Consider the following 15,881-nt stretch of genomic DNA (forward strand, 5'->3'; position numbering starts at 1 on the left):
ACGTTGAGCGTTGCGAACGTGGCTTTCGCAACACCCGAAACCGGCAGGTGGGCAGGCCAGGCACATGCCACCTTTGCCTTACCCCTCAATAACCCTCTTTAACACTCACGACCCCTCCGCAAACACACGCAAAGTGCCCAAAACGGACGTTTTCTCTGGAACGGGTGTCCCTTGTGGACGGTCGAGGTCGTGACCGGCTCCGGCGGGCCAGTTCGGTCCGTGCCGCGAAGGCCATGCTTCAGCAGAAGACTCGATCACGCCATATTTGCCTTGCTCACGCGCTCCAGCCGCACTCACCGTCGCAGGCACTCATCGACTCAGATGGCCCCGGTCCGCAAGGCGTACGCCACCGCGTGCGACCGATTCCGCAGCTTCAGCCGGGAGGTCAAGGCGTAGATGATGTTCTTCACCGTTCGCTCCGAATAGGACAGTTCGGCCGCGATCGCGTTCGTGTCCAGCCCGTCGGCCATCAACCGCAGCACGTCGGTCTCGCGGGCGGAAAGATTCGTCGCGGCGGGCTCAGGGGTTCGGACGAAACCACCGAAGAACCGCTCGGCTTGCTGAATCAGTGTGCCGAAGGGATTCGCCCCGGCCGCGGCGGCCCGGAGAGCGCCCGGCAGTTCGCCGCCCGCCACCGCCGTACGCGGCAGCAGGGCGACCACCCGGCACTCCTTCGCGATCGGCAAGTCGCTTTCCCTGATCCGGTCGAGCATCAGCACGATCGGCTTTCCCGGCTCGGCCGCGCTCCGGCGCAGCGCCGCGACCGCGTCGGCGGAAAGGCTGTCGAACGCGGCGACGACGACGTCGACCTCGTCACGCCGCGAGGCGCCCGCGACACGCACATCCCGGTGGGAACCCAGATAGCTGACCATCCCGGCCGCCGTGAGCGGGTCCAGGGCACAGACACGCACCCGCACTTTCACAGCCGCCCGACGGTCGTGTCGAGCAGCTCGTGAGCGAGGTCGAGGCGGACGCCGTCCGGGTTGGTCAGGCCCGCTTCCTCGTACCAGGACTCATCGGCCTCCGGGTGGGGCCCGCTGACCCCGATCCGCCCCTTGCCGTACGGGGCGACGACGACGGCCGCGGCCCCGTTGTCGTAGGTCGCCAGGACGGTCGCGTCGGCGCCGCCGTTCAGCCGGAAAGCCGGACCGTCCTGGAAGTACATGTGCCGGGACTCGCCCTTCCAGGTCACCTCCAGCACGGTGTCGCGCTCGTCGGGAACGGTGGAACCGGGGGAACCGACGTATCCGTAGCTGTCGCCGGGCAACAGATCGAAGCCCGGGTCGCGGCCGGCGAGGTAGCCGCCGAAGCACAGCCCGAGGTAGCTGCCACCCTCTCGGATCCAGTCCCGCATCACCTGGGCGGAACCTCGCAGGTCCCGCCACGTTCGTTCGAGGTCGGCACCGCCGCCGGGCTGGACGTACAGCCGCGCCTGAGCCAGCGTGGCGGCGTCGAGGGGGACCCCGGTGCCGGGGCCGACGTACTTGACGTCGAACGGCCGCGGCGCCTTGCGCAGCACCGCGGCCACCGACGGCGCGCACTCCGCGCAGCCTTGCGGGCCGTTGTACACCAGCGCGAGCGGCCTACGACCGCGTTCGTCGCCAAGAGCCTGCCGTCCACAACCGACGGCCGGCAAGGCTGCGAGGAGAAGCGCTCCGAGAAGCACTCGACGTCGGCTCAGCGCACCCGGCGAAGGGGTGATCTTCGGATCTTTTCCAGGCACTGCCGCACTCCTGTGTCTGCCGATCGCGGTCGTGGTCCTTTCGTCGCTTTCCATGCTCGGCGTGCGCGGCGGCCGCCCGGCACCGGCGAACCGGCCCGAACAACCCGCCGACCGGCTGCCGTTGTCCACCCGGTCGGCGGGTGCGGGCTTCCCCGCCTCGGGTGGTGCCCGCCCGCCGGGTGCGACGAGACTGGGCCCATGATTCGGGTGGTCGTCGTCGACGACGAGGAGCTGGTGCGCTCGGGATTCTGCCTCATCCTGGAGGCCGCGGGCGACATCGAGGTCGTGGCGACGGTGACCGGTGCCGAGGCGGTCAAGGAGATCGGCCTGCACGGCCCCGACGTCGTGCTGCTCGACATCCGGATGCCCGACGTCGACGGGCTCACGATCCTGCGGCAGCTGCGTGGCCTGCGGAAGACACCGGCCGTGGCGATGCTGACGACCTTCGACTCCGACGAGTACATCGCGACGGCGTTGCGTTCGGGCGCGGCCGGATTCCTGCTCAAGGACACCGCTCCCGGCCTGCTCGCGCATTTCGTCCGGACGCTGGCGGCCGGCGGGGTGGTGCTCTCCCCCAAGGTCACGCGCACCGTCGTCGACGGCTATCTCGAATCCGGGGCGGGCTCGACGGCGGCCACGCAGGTCGGGCTGCTGTCGGAGCGTGAACGCGCGGTGCTCGTGCTGATCACGGACGGGCTGTCCAACGTGGACATCGCCGCGCGGGTCCACCTGAGTGTCGGCACGGTCAAGGACCACGTGTCCGCGATCCTCACGAAACTCCAGGTGGCGACCCGCGTCCAGGCCGCTTTGGTGGCACAGCAGGCAGGCTTGCTGAGCAGCGGCGAAGGCCGCTCGTGAACCGGGTGGCGCGTCTGCTGCTCGTCGACGCCGGGCTGATCGCCGTCGCCGCGATCGACGCGGGATTGGGCCGGGCCGGGCCGGCGGCGTTCACCGCCGCGCTGGTGGCCCTCGGCATCCTGCCGCTCCGGCGCCGGTGGCCGGTCTTCGTCTTCGCCGTCACCCTGCCCGCTCTCGCGATCTCGGGTTCGGTCATCGCGACGCTGATCGCGCTCTACTCCGTGGCACTGCTGCGCTCGAACCGGTACCTGCTCGCCGGATGCGGCCTCCTGGCCACCGCCGGGTACGTGTTCCCCGGCCTCGATCTGCGGTTCGAGGAAACCGACGTGCTCACCGTCATCTACGCGGTCATCACCTCGGCCGCGCCGATCTTCCTCGGCAGGCTGGTGCACACCCAGCGCGAACTCACCCTGCGGCTGGACGACATCCGGCAAGCTCGTGAGCACGAACGCCTCTTGGACGCCCAGGCGGTCCTCGCCAAGGAACGCACCCAGCTGGCCCGCGAAATGCACGACGTCGTGTCGCACCAGGTCAGCCTGATCGCCGTCCAGGCGGGCGCGCTCAGCGTTTCGACCAGCGACCCGGACGCGAGAACAGCCGCCGAAAACGTCCGCAGGCTCTCTGTCGACACCCTCGACGAGCTACGCCACATGGTGAACCTGCTGCGTGCCTCCGGCAGCTCCACGACCGAGCTGATGCCGCAGCCGACTCTGTCCGATCTCGACCGCCTGATCGCCGGAAGCGGCATCGAGACACGGCGGACCGGGACAGCGCCGGAGGGCATCGACACCGCCGTCCAGCGCACGATCTACCGCACCATCCAGGAAGCCCTGACCAACGTCCGCAAACACGCGCCGGGAAGCACGGCGACCGTCGACATCGCGCACGACGGCACCGATCTCACCGTGACCGTCGGCAACACTCCCGCGACCCGGCCGACCCTGACGTTGCCCAGCGCCCGCCACGGACTGCTCGGGCTCCAGGAACGCGCCGCGTTACTAGGCGGCACCGTGGTCACCGAGGCGACCCCCGACGGCGGCTTCCGCCTGCGGTTGCGGCTGCCGATCAGCGGTCAGCGAAGCCGGGCCGACGCGTGACAGGGGCTCACGGTCATCGCGGTCCGTAGAGCACGACGGTGTTGCCCCACGGGTCGCGTGCCACGGCCCGGACCTCGTGCGGGCCCTGTTCCGGCTGCCGGACCACGGATCCGCCGCTCTCCACGACGGCGGCCACCGCCGCGGCCACGTCGGGAACCTTGAACGACGCCGCCGGCACGCCACCGGTGACGTCCTCGGCGGGACCGGCGAGAGCGAGCGTGGTGCCGCCGGCGTCGAGCGCGGCGTAGCGGTCGCCGTCCACGAATTTCGTTTCCAGGCCAAGGGCGGTGGAGTAGAACCGCACGGCGGCGTCGACGTCCGCCACCGGGTGCAGCACGTTGCCGATCCTGGCCGGGTCGATCTTCGCGTTTTCGTTCATGTGGCGACCGTAGCGGTTTTCAGCCGGTCGAGCGGACCGCGTTGTAGTAGGTGTCGGCGATGAAATCGCACGGCCCCCGGGCCGGGCCCGTGCCGAAGGTGTGGTCGCATTGCTGATGCATGAGCCGGAAGAAGAGGTTGTCGCAACGCAGCGTGTTCTTGCCGCCTGCTTCTTCGCACATGTCGTGGTTGGCACACGGCCCGCGGAAGTCCACTTGGCCCCAGGGCGGGACGACGGGCTTGTCCGGCGACAACGTGCAGTAGTCGTGCCAGGCGCCGCGATTCGCGTCGTAAACGTAATTCGAAGGAATGGGCACGAAGGCGGCGGCCTGCGCGGTCCCCGCCAGGAAGGGGAACGCACCCGCGGCGACGGCCAGCACGACAGCGCCTCGCCGAAGCCTCGACGATGTCCGTGACTGGCTCGATTTCGGTTCGGTCATCGGGATTCACCTCATCTGTCGAAGATTCACCTGAAACCCAGGCGTCATGACAAAAAAGGCTATTCCGGTCCGGCCGGACTCGTCAGGGCTCGTTCGGACCACACCACCGGATCCCGGTCAGCGCACGAGACCCGATTCCCAGGCCCACACGGCGATTTCGGTGCGGTTGCGGGCCGCGATCTTGCGCTGGATCGACGCGAGGTGGGTCTTCACCGTCGACAGCGAGATCGTCAGTTCCTCGGTGATCTCCGCGTTCGTCCGGCCGCGAGCGATGGCCTTGGCGACGTCGAGTTCGCGGTGGGTCAGCGCGGGATCGGCGCGGCGGGCGCGGCGCCGGGCCGACGTGGCGGTGAAATGAGCCAGCAGGCGCGTGGTGATCGACGGCGAGACCAGGGCTTCACCGTTCGCCGCCGCGTGCACCGCCTCCACCAGCAGACCGGGACCGGCGTCCTTCAGGAGAAAGCCGCAGGCACCGGAGCACAAGGCCTCGTGCACCAGCTCGTCGAGGTCGAAGGTCGTGACGACCAGGACACGCAACGGGTCTTCGACGTCGGGGCCCGCCAGTCGCCGGGTGGCGGCGAGACCGTCGACCAAGGGCATACGGATGTCCATCAGCGTCACGTCCGGGCGCAGCCGCCGGGCCAGCTCGACCGCCTGCTCGCCGTTTTCCGCCTCGCCGACCACTTCCAGCCCGGGCACCCGCTCCAGGATCAGCCGGAAACCCGTGCGCACCAAGGCCTGATCGTCGGCCAGCAGGACTCGCAGTGTCACCGCGCGGCTCCCCCTTCCGCTGCGGCGGCAGGCGAAACCCCGCCGGGCAAAGGCAGTTCGGCGAGGACTCGCCAGCCGCGCTCTCCGTGTTCACCGGCGATCAGCGTGCCGTCCAGTGCCGAGATCCGCTCGGCCATCCCGATCAAGCCGTAGCCGCCCGGCGACCGGCGCACCCGGCCGGGCCGGAGTCCGTCGTTGCCGACCTCGACCCGGAGATGCCGGCGGCCCTCAGTCGGCTCGACCAGCACGGTGACGCGGCGGGCGTCGGGCGCGTGCCTGCGCACGTTGTTCAGCGATTCGAGGACGACGCGGTGGACCGTGGACACCGTTTCCGGCGCGACCGCGAGCTCGGCGAGCCCGTCCGCCAGCCGCACCGTGACGCTTTCGTCGTCCCCGACCGCCGCTTCCACCGTCTCCACCAATCCGCCGACGGTGACCTGGGACGCGAGTTCGGGGCTGCGCAGCATCATCACCAGCCGCCGGACCGCGCCGAGCGCTTCCGCGCCGGCGTGCTCGATCTCCTTGATCAGTTCCTGTTCCGGACCGTCCGCCAGTACGACGCCGGCGGCTTGGGTGCGGACCACGACCCCGGTGATGTGGTGCGCCACCAGGTCGTGCAGTTCCCGGGCGAGGGCGAGCCGTTCCCGGTCACGGGCCGCGGCCAGCGCCGCTTCACGGCGGGCATCGCCGTCCCGCAGGATCAGCCCGACGATGACGCTGCACCCCCACAGCAAGGCCCACACCACCGCGATGGACAGTGTCGTGAACGTATCGCCGAAGCGCAGGACCGGGGCCGCGGCCATGGTCAGCCCACCGAGCACCGCGTAAACGGCGGCGTGACCACCCGGCAGCCGATGGCACACCGCCCCGACCAGAATCGCGAGCGCCAGCGACTCGGCGTCTCCGCTCGGAGCCGCGGCCGGTTCAGCCAGGAAACCCACGGCGCTGCAAGCCAGTGAGAGCGCGATCCCCGACAGCGTCAACGCCGCCGTCCGGGCCGGGAAACGTCGCCGCAGCAACGCGAGCGCGCCCAGCACCAGGCCGACCGCGAAGTAGAGGATCTCCCCGGCCGGGGCCGGACCGTCCAGGATCAGGCGTCGCACCAGCTGCTCGATGTTCAACGCGGCCAGCACCACGACCTCGGCGATCACCAACCCTCGGACGGGTGGTGGTGCGGCGGTCGGAAGCACGCGGCCGTCCTTCCTGGTTCGCTGGTCCGGTGATCATCATGCCTCAGCGGCCGTGAGGACGCCGGATGCCGCCCGCGGCACCCGGCGTCCCCGGTGATCACCGTGGTTCGGCCGCGCACGCCAGGTCGTGCTTCGGACGCTCACCCGTCACCAGGAAGGTGGTCGCCGCCGTGTCGGCGCACTTGTTGCCGACGTAGGGATAGACGCCGTGCCCACCCGCGTCGACGGTGACCATGCGGGCCCTGTCGCCGAACGCGCGCCGCAGTTTCTCGGCCCCCGCCAGCGGTGTCGCCGGGTCGCGCCGGTTCTGCAGCATGAGGATGTTGGCCGGACCCCGGTCACCGACGCGCACCGGCGGGTCGGCGGGCTCGGGCCAGAACGCGCACGGCTGGACGTTGGCCCCGGCTGCGCCGAACATCGGGTGACGAAGCCTGTCGATCGCGACGGTGCGCTGGTAGGTGCCCACCGACCCGGGCCAGCGGGAGTCGTTGCAGATCATGTAATAGCGGCCGGAGACCAGGTTTTCGATCCCGGGCGGTGCGTCCGGCCCCATCGGCGGGAGCGGCTGGTCCTTGTCGAGCGCTTGCCAGAGCTTGCCCACGAGCGGCATTGCCAAGTCATTGAAGAGGAAGCCGTAGGTCAGCATCCGGAACGTCGGGCCGTCGACGTCGCGGACCGGCGCCTTGTCCAGCCTCGCGGCGAGGTCGAAGTACTTCGCGGTGACCTGCGCCGGTGTGCTGCCCAAACCGTAGGTGGCCGAGTTGGCCGCAGCGAACTTGGCGAAGTCCGGGAAACGGTCGTCGAAGCCCTGGGCGTACATCCGGTCGTTCGCGTAGTCCCAGCCGTCCGGGCCCACGTTGCTGTCGAGCATGATCCGGTCGCCGCGCTGCGGGTACAGCGTGGTGTACACGGCGCCGAGGTGGGTGCCCCACGAATAGCCGGCGAAGGAGATCTTCTTCTCGCCCAGGGCGGCCCGGATCCGGTCCATGTCCCGCGCGGTGTTCGCTGTGCTGACGTGCGGCAGCATCCACGCCGACTTCGAAGCGGCGCACTGCCGGGCGATGGCCTTCGACTGCTCCGCCCGCTTCGCCACGTCGGCGGCGTCGCGCGCATACGGCGGGACGTTGCCCACCGCGCTCTGCTCCGGCGTCAGGTCACAGGTCACCGGGGTGCTGTGCCCCATCCCGCGCGGGTCGAACCCGATCAGGTCGTAGCTGTCGAACACAGCCTGCGGCACCTTCGCCGTCCTCAGGTCGGCGGGGAACTTCAACCCTGCCGCCGGACCACCCGGATTGGTCAGCAGGACACCGCGGCGCTGCTCCGGCTTCTTGCTCGCCAGCCGGGAGATCGCGATGTCGATCTGCTTGCCGCCGGGATCGTCGTAGTCGAGTGGAACCTTGATCGTCGAACACTCCAGGCCGGGCGCCGCGGCGTCCGCCGGACACTGCCCCCACTTCACCGGCTGCGGTGACGCCTCCGGTGATGCCCCCGCCGGTACCGCCGCCGCCGCGGCGGCCGCCAGGATGGCGAGCGCGAGCGCGATGGACCACGTTTTCCTCATCCGAGACCCCTCTTCCGATCTGTTGGCGAATCTCCATCCTGTTCACCGGCCGGTGAACGCACATCGAGCGCGCGAATGGTTCCTTCATCGCCTTTGGTCGGCCAAAAGGACTAGCCGTCAGGACGAGGGGGCTCGGGCGGGGTGGTCGTGAGGTGGCGTTTCGGGTTAGAGCGGACCGGTGTTTACCTACCCACGCCTGACTGGGCGAAAGTGGTGGTTCAGCGGCTGCCAGTGCGCGACGGTGAAGGATTTGGGACGTTGAACGTCCCAATTCCTTCACCGTGGGGGTGGCACCGGCTTCGGACCTTGATCAACGGAGGATCCGGGACACTCAACGTCCCCGATCCTCCGTTGATCAAGGTCGCACCAGGCGCGACCGGTGGCCGACAAGGCGACGGGGGAAGATCCCGGACGTTCACTGCCCCGACTCCCTCGCCAACCAGGCCGAGCGTGGAGGATTCGGGACGTTGAACGTCCCAAATCCTCCACACTCGCCGGTCACACCAGTGGGTAGCTAAATACGACTCCGCCGGGACCGGTCACTTCACGACCCCATCCCGGCTCAGAGCATCGCGTTCACCCCGGTGAGATCACGCCCGATCAGCAGCTTCTGCACCTGGCTGGTGCCTTCGTAGAGGGTCAGCACGCGGGCGTCGCGCAGGTACTTGCCGACCGGGAACTCGTCGATGAACCCGTAGCCCCCGAAGACCTGGAGGCAGTTGTTGCTGACGCGCACCGCGGCCTCGCTCGCGTGGTACTTCGCGATGGACGCGTCGGTCGCGTAATCCTTCGGCGAGACACCGGAATCGGCGATCCGCGCGACGTGGTGGGTGAGCAGGCGGGCGGCCCGGACGTCCACCGCGGACTCGGCGAGCAGTTCCTGCACCAGCTGGAACGACGCGATCGGGCGGCCGAACTGGGTGCGCTCGGTGGAGTACCGCACGGCGGCGTCCACCGCCGCCTGCGCCAGCCCGACGGCGCCCGCCGCGACCGAGACCCGGCCGCGGGACAGCGCGCCCAGCGCGATGCCCAGACCGCGGTCGACCTCGCCCAGCCGCGCCGAGTCGGGCACGCGCACGCCGTCGAAGGTCAGCTCGGCGGTCGCCTGGCCGCGCAGGCCGAGCTTGCCGTGGATCTCCCGCGCGGTCAGGCCCGGCGAGTCGGTCGGCACGAGGAAGGCGGTGAGGCCGCGTTCGCTGGTGCGGGCGAAGGTCAGCGCCACCTGCGCCCAGGTTCCGTTGGTGATGAACATCTTTCCGCCGTCGAGGACCCAGTCGCCACCGTCACGGGTGGCGCGGGTGCTTACCGACGCCGCGTCGGAGCCGGTGCCCGGCTCGGTGAGGGCGAAGCAGCCGAGAGCGTCACCGCTGACGAGGCGCGGCAGCCACCGCGCCCGCTGCTCGTCCGTCCCGTGCGTCACGATGGTCTTGGTGACCAGGCCGAGCGACACCGAGACGATCCCTCGCACCGCGGAGTCGCCGCGCCCCAGTTCCTCGGTCACCAGCACGTAGGACAGCATGTCCGCGTCCACCCCGCCGTAGGTCTCGGGGACCATCAGGCCGAGGAAACCCAGCTCTCCCAAGCGTTTCACGATGCCGCGATCGACCTGTTCGGCGCGGTCCCACTCCGCCGCGTGCGGGACGATCTCCTCGTCGACGAACCGCGCGGCCATGGCGCGGATGTCGCGTTGTGTCTCGGTCAGGCCGAAATCCGGTGAAATCACGGTGTTTCCTTCTCCAGCGGGTAGGCGGGCGCGGTCAGGGGCAGGCCGAGTTCAGCGCGTTCCCGCAGCCAGCGCGTCGGCCGGTACCGCGGGTCGCCGGTGCTCTCGTGCAGCCGGTCTTGGAGTTCGAGCAGGCGGACGGCACCGACGCGATCGCCCCACGCGAGCGGTCCGGCGGGGTAGCCGAGCGCGGCCGTGACGGCCAGGTCGATGTCCTCCGGGGTGGCCAGCGAACGTTCCGCGATCGACGCGGCGACCGAGACGATCGACGCGAGCAGGCGCTGCGCGACCGAACCGGCGGTGTCGCGCACCACGGAGACCGACTCGGCGCCCAAGGCACCGACGGCCGCGCGGACCGCGTCCGGGTCCGACGCCGGGGTCACGGCCAGCACCCGACGGCGAGCGGTCAGCGAAAGCGGATCGACGCCGAACGTGCGGGACGCGGGCAGCCCGTGCGCGGCGATCGCCGCCGAAACCGTGGTGCCCCAGGCCGGGACCAGCACGACGGCTTCGGGGGTCAGCTCGTCCGACGCCGCCGGCAGTGCCGCTCGCAGGGCGTCGGCATCCGGCCCCGATCCGGCGATCCACAATGGACATTCGGTGGCGACGACGGCCGCTTCCGGGGTGTCCTCGGCGCCGGGCCGGTGGTCGTAGAACCCGCGCCCGCTCTTGCGGCCGTACAGCCCGGCGGCCACCCGGTTCGGGGTGAGGAACGAGGGCCGCAGCCGGTCGGAATGCCGGAATCCGGTCCAGATCGAGTCGATGACGGCGGCCGTCACGTCGAGACCGGTCAGGTCCATCAGCTCGAACGGGCCCATCCGCAGCCCGAGTACGTCACGGGCGATCCGGTCGATCACCACCGGTTCGGCGGCCGAGTCCTCCAGGAGCGCGAAAGCCTCGGTGACCAGCCCGCGCCCGGCGTGATTGACCAGGAAGCCGGGAGTGTCGGCGACCGTCACCGCGCGATGGCCGGACGCGCGCACCAGTTCGGCCAGTACTCCGGGGATGTCGGGACGGGTGGACGCCCCCGGCACCACTTCGACGATCTTCATCAGCGGTACCGGGTTGAAGAAGTGCAACCCGGCCAGCCGCGACGGGTCGGCCAGCGTCGCGGCGATCCGGGTGACAGGCAGCGAGGACGTGTTCGTCGCGAAGATCGCCGTGGACGGCAGCACCGCTTCCAGGCTGGTGAACAACTCGGCCTTGGTGTCCAGATCTTCTCGGACGGCTTCGATCACCAGGTCGACGTCGTCGCCCGGCGCCGAAACCACGTCGAGCGGCACGAGCCTGGAGCGGACCTCGCCCGCCTCCGATTCCGTCATGCGCCCTTTGACGACCGCGCGGTCGAGCAGCCGCGCGACGAAGTCGATCGCCTCGCCGACAGCCTCGCGTCGCGCGTCGGCGAGCTCGACGATGTGCCCGGCTGTCGCCGCCCACTGCGCGATCCCCCGGCCCATCACGCCGGTTCCGATGACCCTGATCCGCATGTTCACTCCTCAGCGCAGGTAGACGCGACCGGGGTCGACTTCTTCGCGCAGCCGCCGGAGTTCGGCGGCCGCGGGCGGTTCGATCGTGGCCAGGTCGGCGTCGACCTCCAGCGGCCAGCCGGTGGCCGCGCGCACCTGGTCGGCCGTCACGCCGGGGTGGACGGCGACCAGCCGCAGCGGTTCGCCCACCCCCCGCCGCGCGAGGATGCCGAGTTCGGTGATCACCCTGGTGACCCCCGCCCCCAATGGCCGGATGCCGTCGGCCAGCGCGCGATCGGGTCCGGGTGAAGTACAGAAGCCCAGTTTGTCCACAAAGGATCGTGGATCGTGGCGGCGCATCACGACGAAGACCTCGCCGGAGTTCGCCATCACCTCCATCGCGCCGCCCGGGCCGGGCAACCGCACCGAGGGGTCGGCCCAGTCGCCGATCACCGACGAGTTCAGGTTCCCCCATCGGTCGATCTGCGCGGCGCCGAGGAAACCGACGTCGATGTGCCCGCCCTGCAAGACGTTCCCGAAGAGCGCGGGCATCGACAGCACCGCCTCGGCGCCGGTGATCAGCACGGCGTCGGCGATGGTTTCCGGCAGCTGCGAGGGATGCGCGCCGCAGACCCCGGACTCGTAGACGATCTCCAGGTCCGGCGCGACCGTCAGATGGGCCAGCGACGCGGCCAGCGTCGGTAGGCCGATCCCGGCGAACACGGTGCGTTTCCCTGCCAGTTCCCGGGAAGCCACCACCGAGAGCAGCTCGGACGAGGTGGTGTCCTTTGTGGACGTCATCGCGCGTTCTCCCTTCGCTTGCCGTAGTTCACCGGCAGGCTCAGCGCGTCGTCGACGGCGAGCCCCGCCCAGTAGCCCTCGCCCAGTTTCGCCACGTATTCCGGGTGATCCCGGGTGCCGAGCACCCACTCCGCCAGCCACTCTCGCAGACGCGCCGGATCCGCGCTGATCGCCGACCAGCCGCGATAGAACGCGTTGTCGCGGTCGTAATAGCCCTGCGCGAACGACGGATGCGCGCCACGAGGGCAGGCCACCACGGCGTCGACGGCGTGCGAAGGAATGAGCGTGCGGTTGGGGTCGCGGCGGATGACGTCGTCGTCGACGACCTCCTCGACCACCACCACGGCCTTCTTCGCCGCGTACACGGCTTCGGCCTGGATCCCGGTCAGGCCCCAGACCTGGGTGTTGCCCGAACGGTCCGCCCGCTGGGCGTGGACGATCGTGACGTCCGGGTTGACCGGCGGCACCACGTAGACCTGCTCACCGTCGTCGTAGGGCGAACGCACCTTGCGGAGGCCGGGATTGACCGAGGGCAGATCGCTGCCCGCGTACGAACGCACCGGGTAGAACGGCAGCCGCTGCGCGCCGGCCAGGTAGCGGCCGATCATCCCGTAGTGGCTGTACTCCTCGAACTCCAGTGGCTCGGGGTCGGCGCGCTCGATCCGCCGCCGCAGTTCCCCGAGCGAGCCCGCCGAAGAGTTGCCGACGAACGAGGACACCAGCTTGCGCACGCAGCCGCCCGCGAGCATCTGGTCCACGACGATGTCCGCGGTCATCCGGACCACGGTGAGGTCGCGGCGGCCCTGCCGGATGATCTCGTGCCCCGCCGCTGTCGGGATCAGATGCGTGAACCCTTCGAGGGCGACGGTGTCGCCGTCGTGGACGAAGGCGGCGACGGCCTCGGCCATCGTGGTGGTCTTGTCGGTCACGGGTTCACCGTGCCAGGTGGCATTGTGCAGAGTCCAATACCGAATTAAGGTCAGATTGATATCGAGTACTGAATAATCGAGGTGCGACATGGAATTCCGTCACCTGAACGCCTTCCTGGCGGTGGCCGAGGAACTGCACTTCGGCCGGGCGGCGAAGCGGCTGCAAATGGCCCAGCCGCCGCTGAGCCAGCAGATCCGCCAGCTCGAACGCGAACTCGGGGTGGCGCTGTTCGAACGGAACACCCGGTCGGTGCGCCTCACCAGCGCGGGCGAGTCCTTCCTCGCTCCGGCCCGCACCGTGCTCGACGACCTCGACCTGGCCACCCGTGCCGCGAAGGCGGCGGGGCGCGGCGAGTTCGGCCGGGTGACCGTCGGTTTCGCCGGGGCGTCGAGCCACGAGTCGCTGCCGCTGCTGACCAGGGCGGTCCGGGCCGCGCACCCCGGGCTCGAACTGGTGATGCGCGGGCAGACCTACGCCAACGTGGCGCTCGACCGCATCGCGGACGGCTCGCTGGACCTCGGCTTCGTCCGGCTGCCGGTCACTCAGCCGGGGGTGCGGGCCAGGGTGATCGACGAGGAGGAGCTCATCTGCGCGCTGCCGTCGGATCACCGACTGGCCGGGCACGAGCGCATCCCCATCGAGGAGCTGGCGTCCGAGGTGTTCGTCAGCTTCCCCTCGAACGCGGGTTCCACGGTTCGCGAGGCCACCGTCAAGGCCTGCGCTGAGGGCGGGTTCACTCCGAAAGTGGTTCAGGAGGCGCCGGACTCGTACACGATCCTGGCGCTCGTCGCGGCCGGCGTCGGCGTGACGCTGACCTTGACCTCCTGCCAGCACATCCAGCAGACCGGGCTGGTCTACCGGCGCCTCGCCGGGAAGGCGATGCGCCTGCACGCGGCGCTGGCCTGGCGCGCCGACAACCCGTCCGCCGCGCTGCGGACCGTGCTCGCGGTCGCCGAGGAGGCGCTGCCCACGCCTGCGCCCAGCGTCGATTGATACTGGAGAGCACTTACTGAGTGGCCTATTCAGTATTGGACGTGTCTCGGTGACGGCTGGCAGGGTTCCGGCCAGAACAGGGACGTTGGCGCCGGGGGTCGCCGTGCCCGGGAACAACGGCGATCCAAGGAGACGGCATGGGTGCGGCGAATGCGACCGCGAAACGCGCGGGAATCGGGGCGTTCATCGGCTCGACCATCGAGTGGTTCGACTTCTACATCTACGGCACCGCTTCCGCGCTGGTGTTCGACAAGGTCTTCTTCCCCGAACTCGACGGAGCGATCGGCACCCTGGTCGCGTTCGCGACCTTCTGGGTCGGCTTCCTCGCCCGGCCGCTCGGCGGGATCATCTTCGGCCACATCGGCGACCGACTCGGCCGCAAGAAGACGCTGGTCATCACGCTGCTGCTGATGGGCATCTCGACCACCCTGATCGGCGTGCTGCCCGGCTACGCGACCATCGGGATCGCCGCGCCGATCCTGCTCGTGGTGATCCGGATGATCCAGGGCATCGGGCTCGGCGGTGAGTGGGGCGGTTCCGTGCTCATCGCCTCCGAACACGCGCCCAAGGGGAAGTCGATCCTCTACGGCGCCTTCGCGCAGCAGGGTTCGCCGGTGGGCAACACGCTCAGCACGGTCAGCTTCCTCGCCATCAGCCAGCTGCCGGACGCGGCTTTCGTCAGCTGGGGCTGGCGGATCCCGTTCCTCGCTTCCGCGCTGCTGGTCGTGGTCGGGCTGTTCATCCGCCTGAAGGTCACCGAGTCCCCGGCCATGGCCGGCCTGATCGAGGCCAAGAAGGTCGCCAAGCTGCCGCTCACCGAGGTGCTCCGCAACCACCCGATGCTGATCGTGCTCGGCATCGGCGCCTGCACCATCGGCCTCTCCGCCACCTACTTCAAGTCCACCTTCGCGCTTTCGTGGGCGACTTCGGACATCGGCTTCAGCCGCAGCTCCTTCCTCACCATCATCCTGGTCGCCAACATCACCCAGATCCTGGTGCAGCCGTGGGGCGCGGTGATCGTCACGAAGATGACCAGCTGGCGCCGCGCGGTCTCGATCATGCTGCTGCCCGAACTGATCCTGATGCCGCTGATGTTCCTGCTGATCAGCACCGGCGACTACGCCTCGGCGATGGTCGGCGTCGTCGTCGCGACCATCCCGCACTGCCTCTACTACGCCGCGCTCGCGGGGATGCTCGCCAGCCGGTTCCCCGCGCACGTGCGCTACACCGGCATCTCGCTGTGTTACCAGCTTTGCGGCACGCTGCTCGGCGGCACGACACCGATCGTGGGCCAGTTCCTGCTCAACCTCACCGGCTCGATCACCGCCGTGATCGTGTTCGCGGTGTTCCAGGTCCTGCTGACCCTCGGTTGCATGCTGGCGCTGCTGAAGCGGCCCAACTACGACGAGCGCGCCGAAGAGCCAGCCCCGGCTGCCGCGGCGGTGACCCGATGATCACCGCGAACGGCATCGAGGAGATCCAGGCGCTGGCGGGACGCGATCTCGGCACTTCGGCCTGGCGAAGCGTGACGCAGGAGCTGATCGACACCTTCGCCGAGGTTTCCGGTGACGGCCAATGGATCCACACCGATCCGGCTCGCGCCGCGGCGGGTCCGTTCGGCGGCACGATCGCCCACGGCTACATGACGCTGAGCTGGGGCATCCCGATGTTCGCCGAACTGCTGCGCGTCACCGGTGTCGGCATGGCGCTGAACTACGGGCTCAACAAGGTCCGGTTCCCCGCCCCGGTCCCGGTCGGCGGCCGGGTGCGACTGCACGCGTCCGTGCTGGAAGTGACCGCGGTGCCGCGCGACGGCGTGCAGATGGTGCGTGCCTTCACCTTCGAGCTCGAAGGTTCGCAGAAACCGGCTTGTGTCGCGGAATCGGTGACGCGCTACTACTCGTGAAGTGTGTCATGAGGGGTCCCCATAGGACACTTTTCGTCCTATGG

At 69.6% G+C, this 15,881-nt stretch carries 17 protein-coding genes; 6 read left to right on the top strand and 11 right to left on the bottom strand.

The genetic code is table 11. The features are described from left to right. Nucleotides 1–317: 317 nt before the first annotated feature. Nucleotides 318–911 carry a helix-turn-helix transcriptional regulator gene (locus tag ACFWMR_RS38095; protein WP_378381902.1) on the bottom strand — a complete coding sequence of 198 codons (594 nt, stop codon included), beginning with the start codon at nt 909–911 and terminating at the stop codon, nt 318–320. A gap of 8 nt (nt 912–919) precedes the next feature. Next, nucleotides 920–1,723 carry a BPL-N domain-containing protein gene (locus ACFWMR_RS38100; protein WP_378381903.1) on the bottom strand — a complete coding sequence of 268 codons (804 nt, stop codon included), beginning with the start codon at nt 1,721–1,723 and terminating at the stop codon, nt 920–922. Nucleotides 1,724–1,775: 52 nt separating this feature from the next. On the opposite strand from ACFWMR_RS38100, the gene ACFWMR_RS38105 reads away from it, so the two are divergent. Genes ACFWMR_RS38105 through ACFWMR_RS38115 form a run of 3 tightly spaced genes read left to right on the top strand, consistent with a single transcriptional unit; the run spans nt 1,776 to nt 3,678 of the window. Further along, entirely contained in the window at nt 1,776–1,925 is a 150-nt protein-coding gene (locus ACFWMR_RS38105) for a hypothetical protein (protein WP_378381904.1), read from the top strand. Beyond that, complete coding sequence (locus ACFWMR_RS38110; protein WP_378381905.1) at nt 1,922–2,581, top strand: response regulator; 660 nt, start codon at nt 1,922–1,924, stop codon at nt 2,579–2,581. Before ACFWMR_RS38105 ends, ACFWMR_RS38110 begins: the two co-directional genes overlap by 4 nt. Beyond that, nucleotides 2,578–3,678: a sensor histidine kinase gene (locus ACFWMR_RS38115; protein WP_378381906.1), complete on the top strand. Its 1,101-nt coding sequence runs from the start codon at nt 2,578–2,580 to the stop codon at nt 3,676–3,678. The genes ACFWMR_RS38110 and ACFWMR_RS38115 overlap by 4 nt, the downstream gene beginning before the upstream one ends. 13 nt (nt 3,679–3,691) lie before the next feature. Here the strand turns inward: ACFWMR_RS38115 and ACFWMR_RS38120 are convergent, their stop codons facing one another. From ACFWMR_RS38120 to ACFWMR_RS38160, 9 genes are all read right to left on the bottom strand, one after another. Further along, nucleotides 3,692–4,057, bottom strand: coding sequence for a VOC family protein (locus tag ACFWMR_RS38120; RefSeq protein ID WP_378381907.1), 366 nt, complete (start codon nt 4,055–4,057; stop codon nt 3,692–3,694). Nucleotides 4,058–4,076: 19 nt separating this feature from the next. Then, nucleotides 4,077–4,496, bottom strand: a complete 420-nt coding sequence (locus ACFWMR_RS38125; protein ID WP_378381908.1) for a hypothetical protein — start codon at nt 4,494–4,496, stop codon at nt 4,077–4,079. Nucleotides 4,497–4,613: 117 nt separating this feature from the next. After that, complete coding sequence (locus ACFWMR_RS38130) at nt 4,614–5,267, bottom strand: response regulator (RefSeq protein WP_093932188.1); 654 nt, start codon at nt 5,265–5,267, stop codon at nt 4,614–4,616. Continuing rightward, nucleotides 5,264–6,457 carry a sensor histidine kinase gene (locus ACFWMR_RS38135; RefSeq protein ID WP_378381909.1) on the bottom strand — a complete coding sequence of 398 codons (1,194 nt, stop codon included), beginning with the start codon at nt 6,455–6,457 and terminating at the stop codon, nt 5,264–5,266. Before ACFWMR_RS38135 ends, ACFWMR_RS38130 begins: the two co-directional genes overlap by 4 nt. Nucleotides 6,458–6,554: 97 nt before the next feature. Continuing rightward, complete coding sequence (locus ACFWMR_RS38140) at nt 6,555–8,018, bottom strand: alpha/beta hydrolase (protein ID WP_378381910.1); 1,464 nt, start codon at nt 8,016–8,018, stop codon at nt 6,555–6,557. Between the two features lie 562 nt (nt 8,019–8,580). Continuing rightward, nucleotides 8,581–9,741, bottom strand: coding sequence for an acyl-CoA dehydrogenase family protein (locus ACFWMR_RS38145; protein ID WP_378277786.1), 1,161 nt, complete (start codon nt 9,739–9,741; stop codon nt 8,581–8,583). Further along, entirely contained in the window at nt 9,738–11,228 is a 1,491-nt protein-coding gene (locus ACFWMR_RS38150; protein ID WP_378381911.1) for a 3-hydroxyacyl-CoA dehydrogenase, read from the bottom strand. The genes ACFWMR_RS38145 and ACFWMR_RS38150 overlap by 4 nt, the downstream gene beginning before the upstream one ends. Nucleotides 11,229–11,237: 9 nt before the next feature. Continuing rightward, the gene (locus tag ACFWMR_RS38155; RefSeq protein ID WP_378381912.1) at nt 11,238–12,008 is read right to left on the bottom strand and encodes a CoA-transferase subunit beta; all 771 of its coding nucleotides are present in this window, start codon (nt 12,006–12,008) and stop codon (nt 11,238–11,240) included. Further along, on the bottom strand, nt 12,005–12,916 hold the full coding sequence (locus ACFWMR_RS38160; RefSeq protein ID WP_378381915.1) for a CoA transferase subunit A: 912 nt from the start codon (nt 12,914–12,916) through the stop codon (nt 12,005–12,007). The genes ACFWMR_RS38155 and ACFWMR_RS38160 overlap by 4 nt, the downstream gene beginning before the upstream one ends. 109 nt (nt 12,917–13,025) lie before the next feature. Between ACFWMR_RS38160 and ACFWMR_RS38165 the strand changes: the two genes are divergently transcribed. The 3 genes from ACFWMR_RS38165 to ACFWMR_RS38175 all read left to right on the top strand — a co-directional run bounded on the left by ACFWMR_RS38165 (nt 13,026) and on the right by ACFWMR_RS38175 (nt 15,837). Then, nucleotides 13,026–13,931, top strand: a complete 906-nt coding sequence (locus ACFWMR_RS38165; RefSeq protein ID WP_378381913.1) for a LysR family transcriptional regulator — start codon at nt 13,026–13,028, stop codon at nt 13,929–13,931. Between the two features lie 137 nt (nt 13,932–14,068). Continuing rightward, entirely contained in the window at nt 14,069–15,385 is a 1,317-nt protein-coding gene (locus ACFWMR_RS38170; protein WP_378277791.1) for an MFS transporter, read from the top strand. Beyond that, complete coding sequence (locus tag ACFWMR_RS38175) at nt 15,382–15,837, top strand: MaoC family dehydratase (protein ID WP_378381914.1); 456 nt, start codon at nt 15,382–15,384, stop codon at nt 15,835–15,837. Before ACFWMR_RS38170 ends, ACFWMR_RS38175 begins: the two co-directional genes overlap by 4 nt. The last annotated feature ends 44 nt before the right edge of the window (nt 15,838–15,881 follow it).

The sequence above is a fragment of the Amycolatopsis thailandensis genome (assembly GCF_042723255.1).
GTDB classification, from domain to species: domain Bacteria; phylum Actinomycetota; class Actinomycetes; order Mycobacteriales; family Pseudonocardiaceae; genus Amycolatopsis; species Amycolatopsis thailandensis.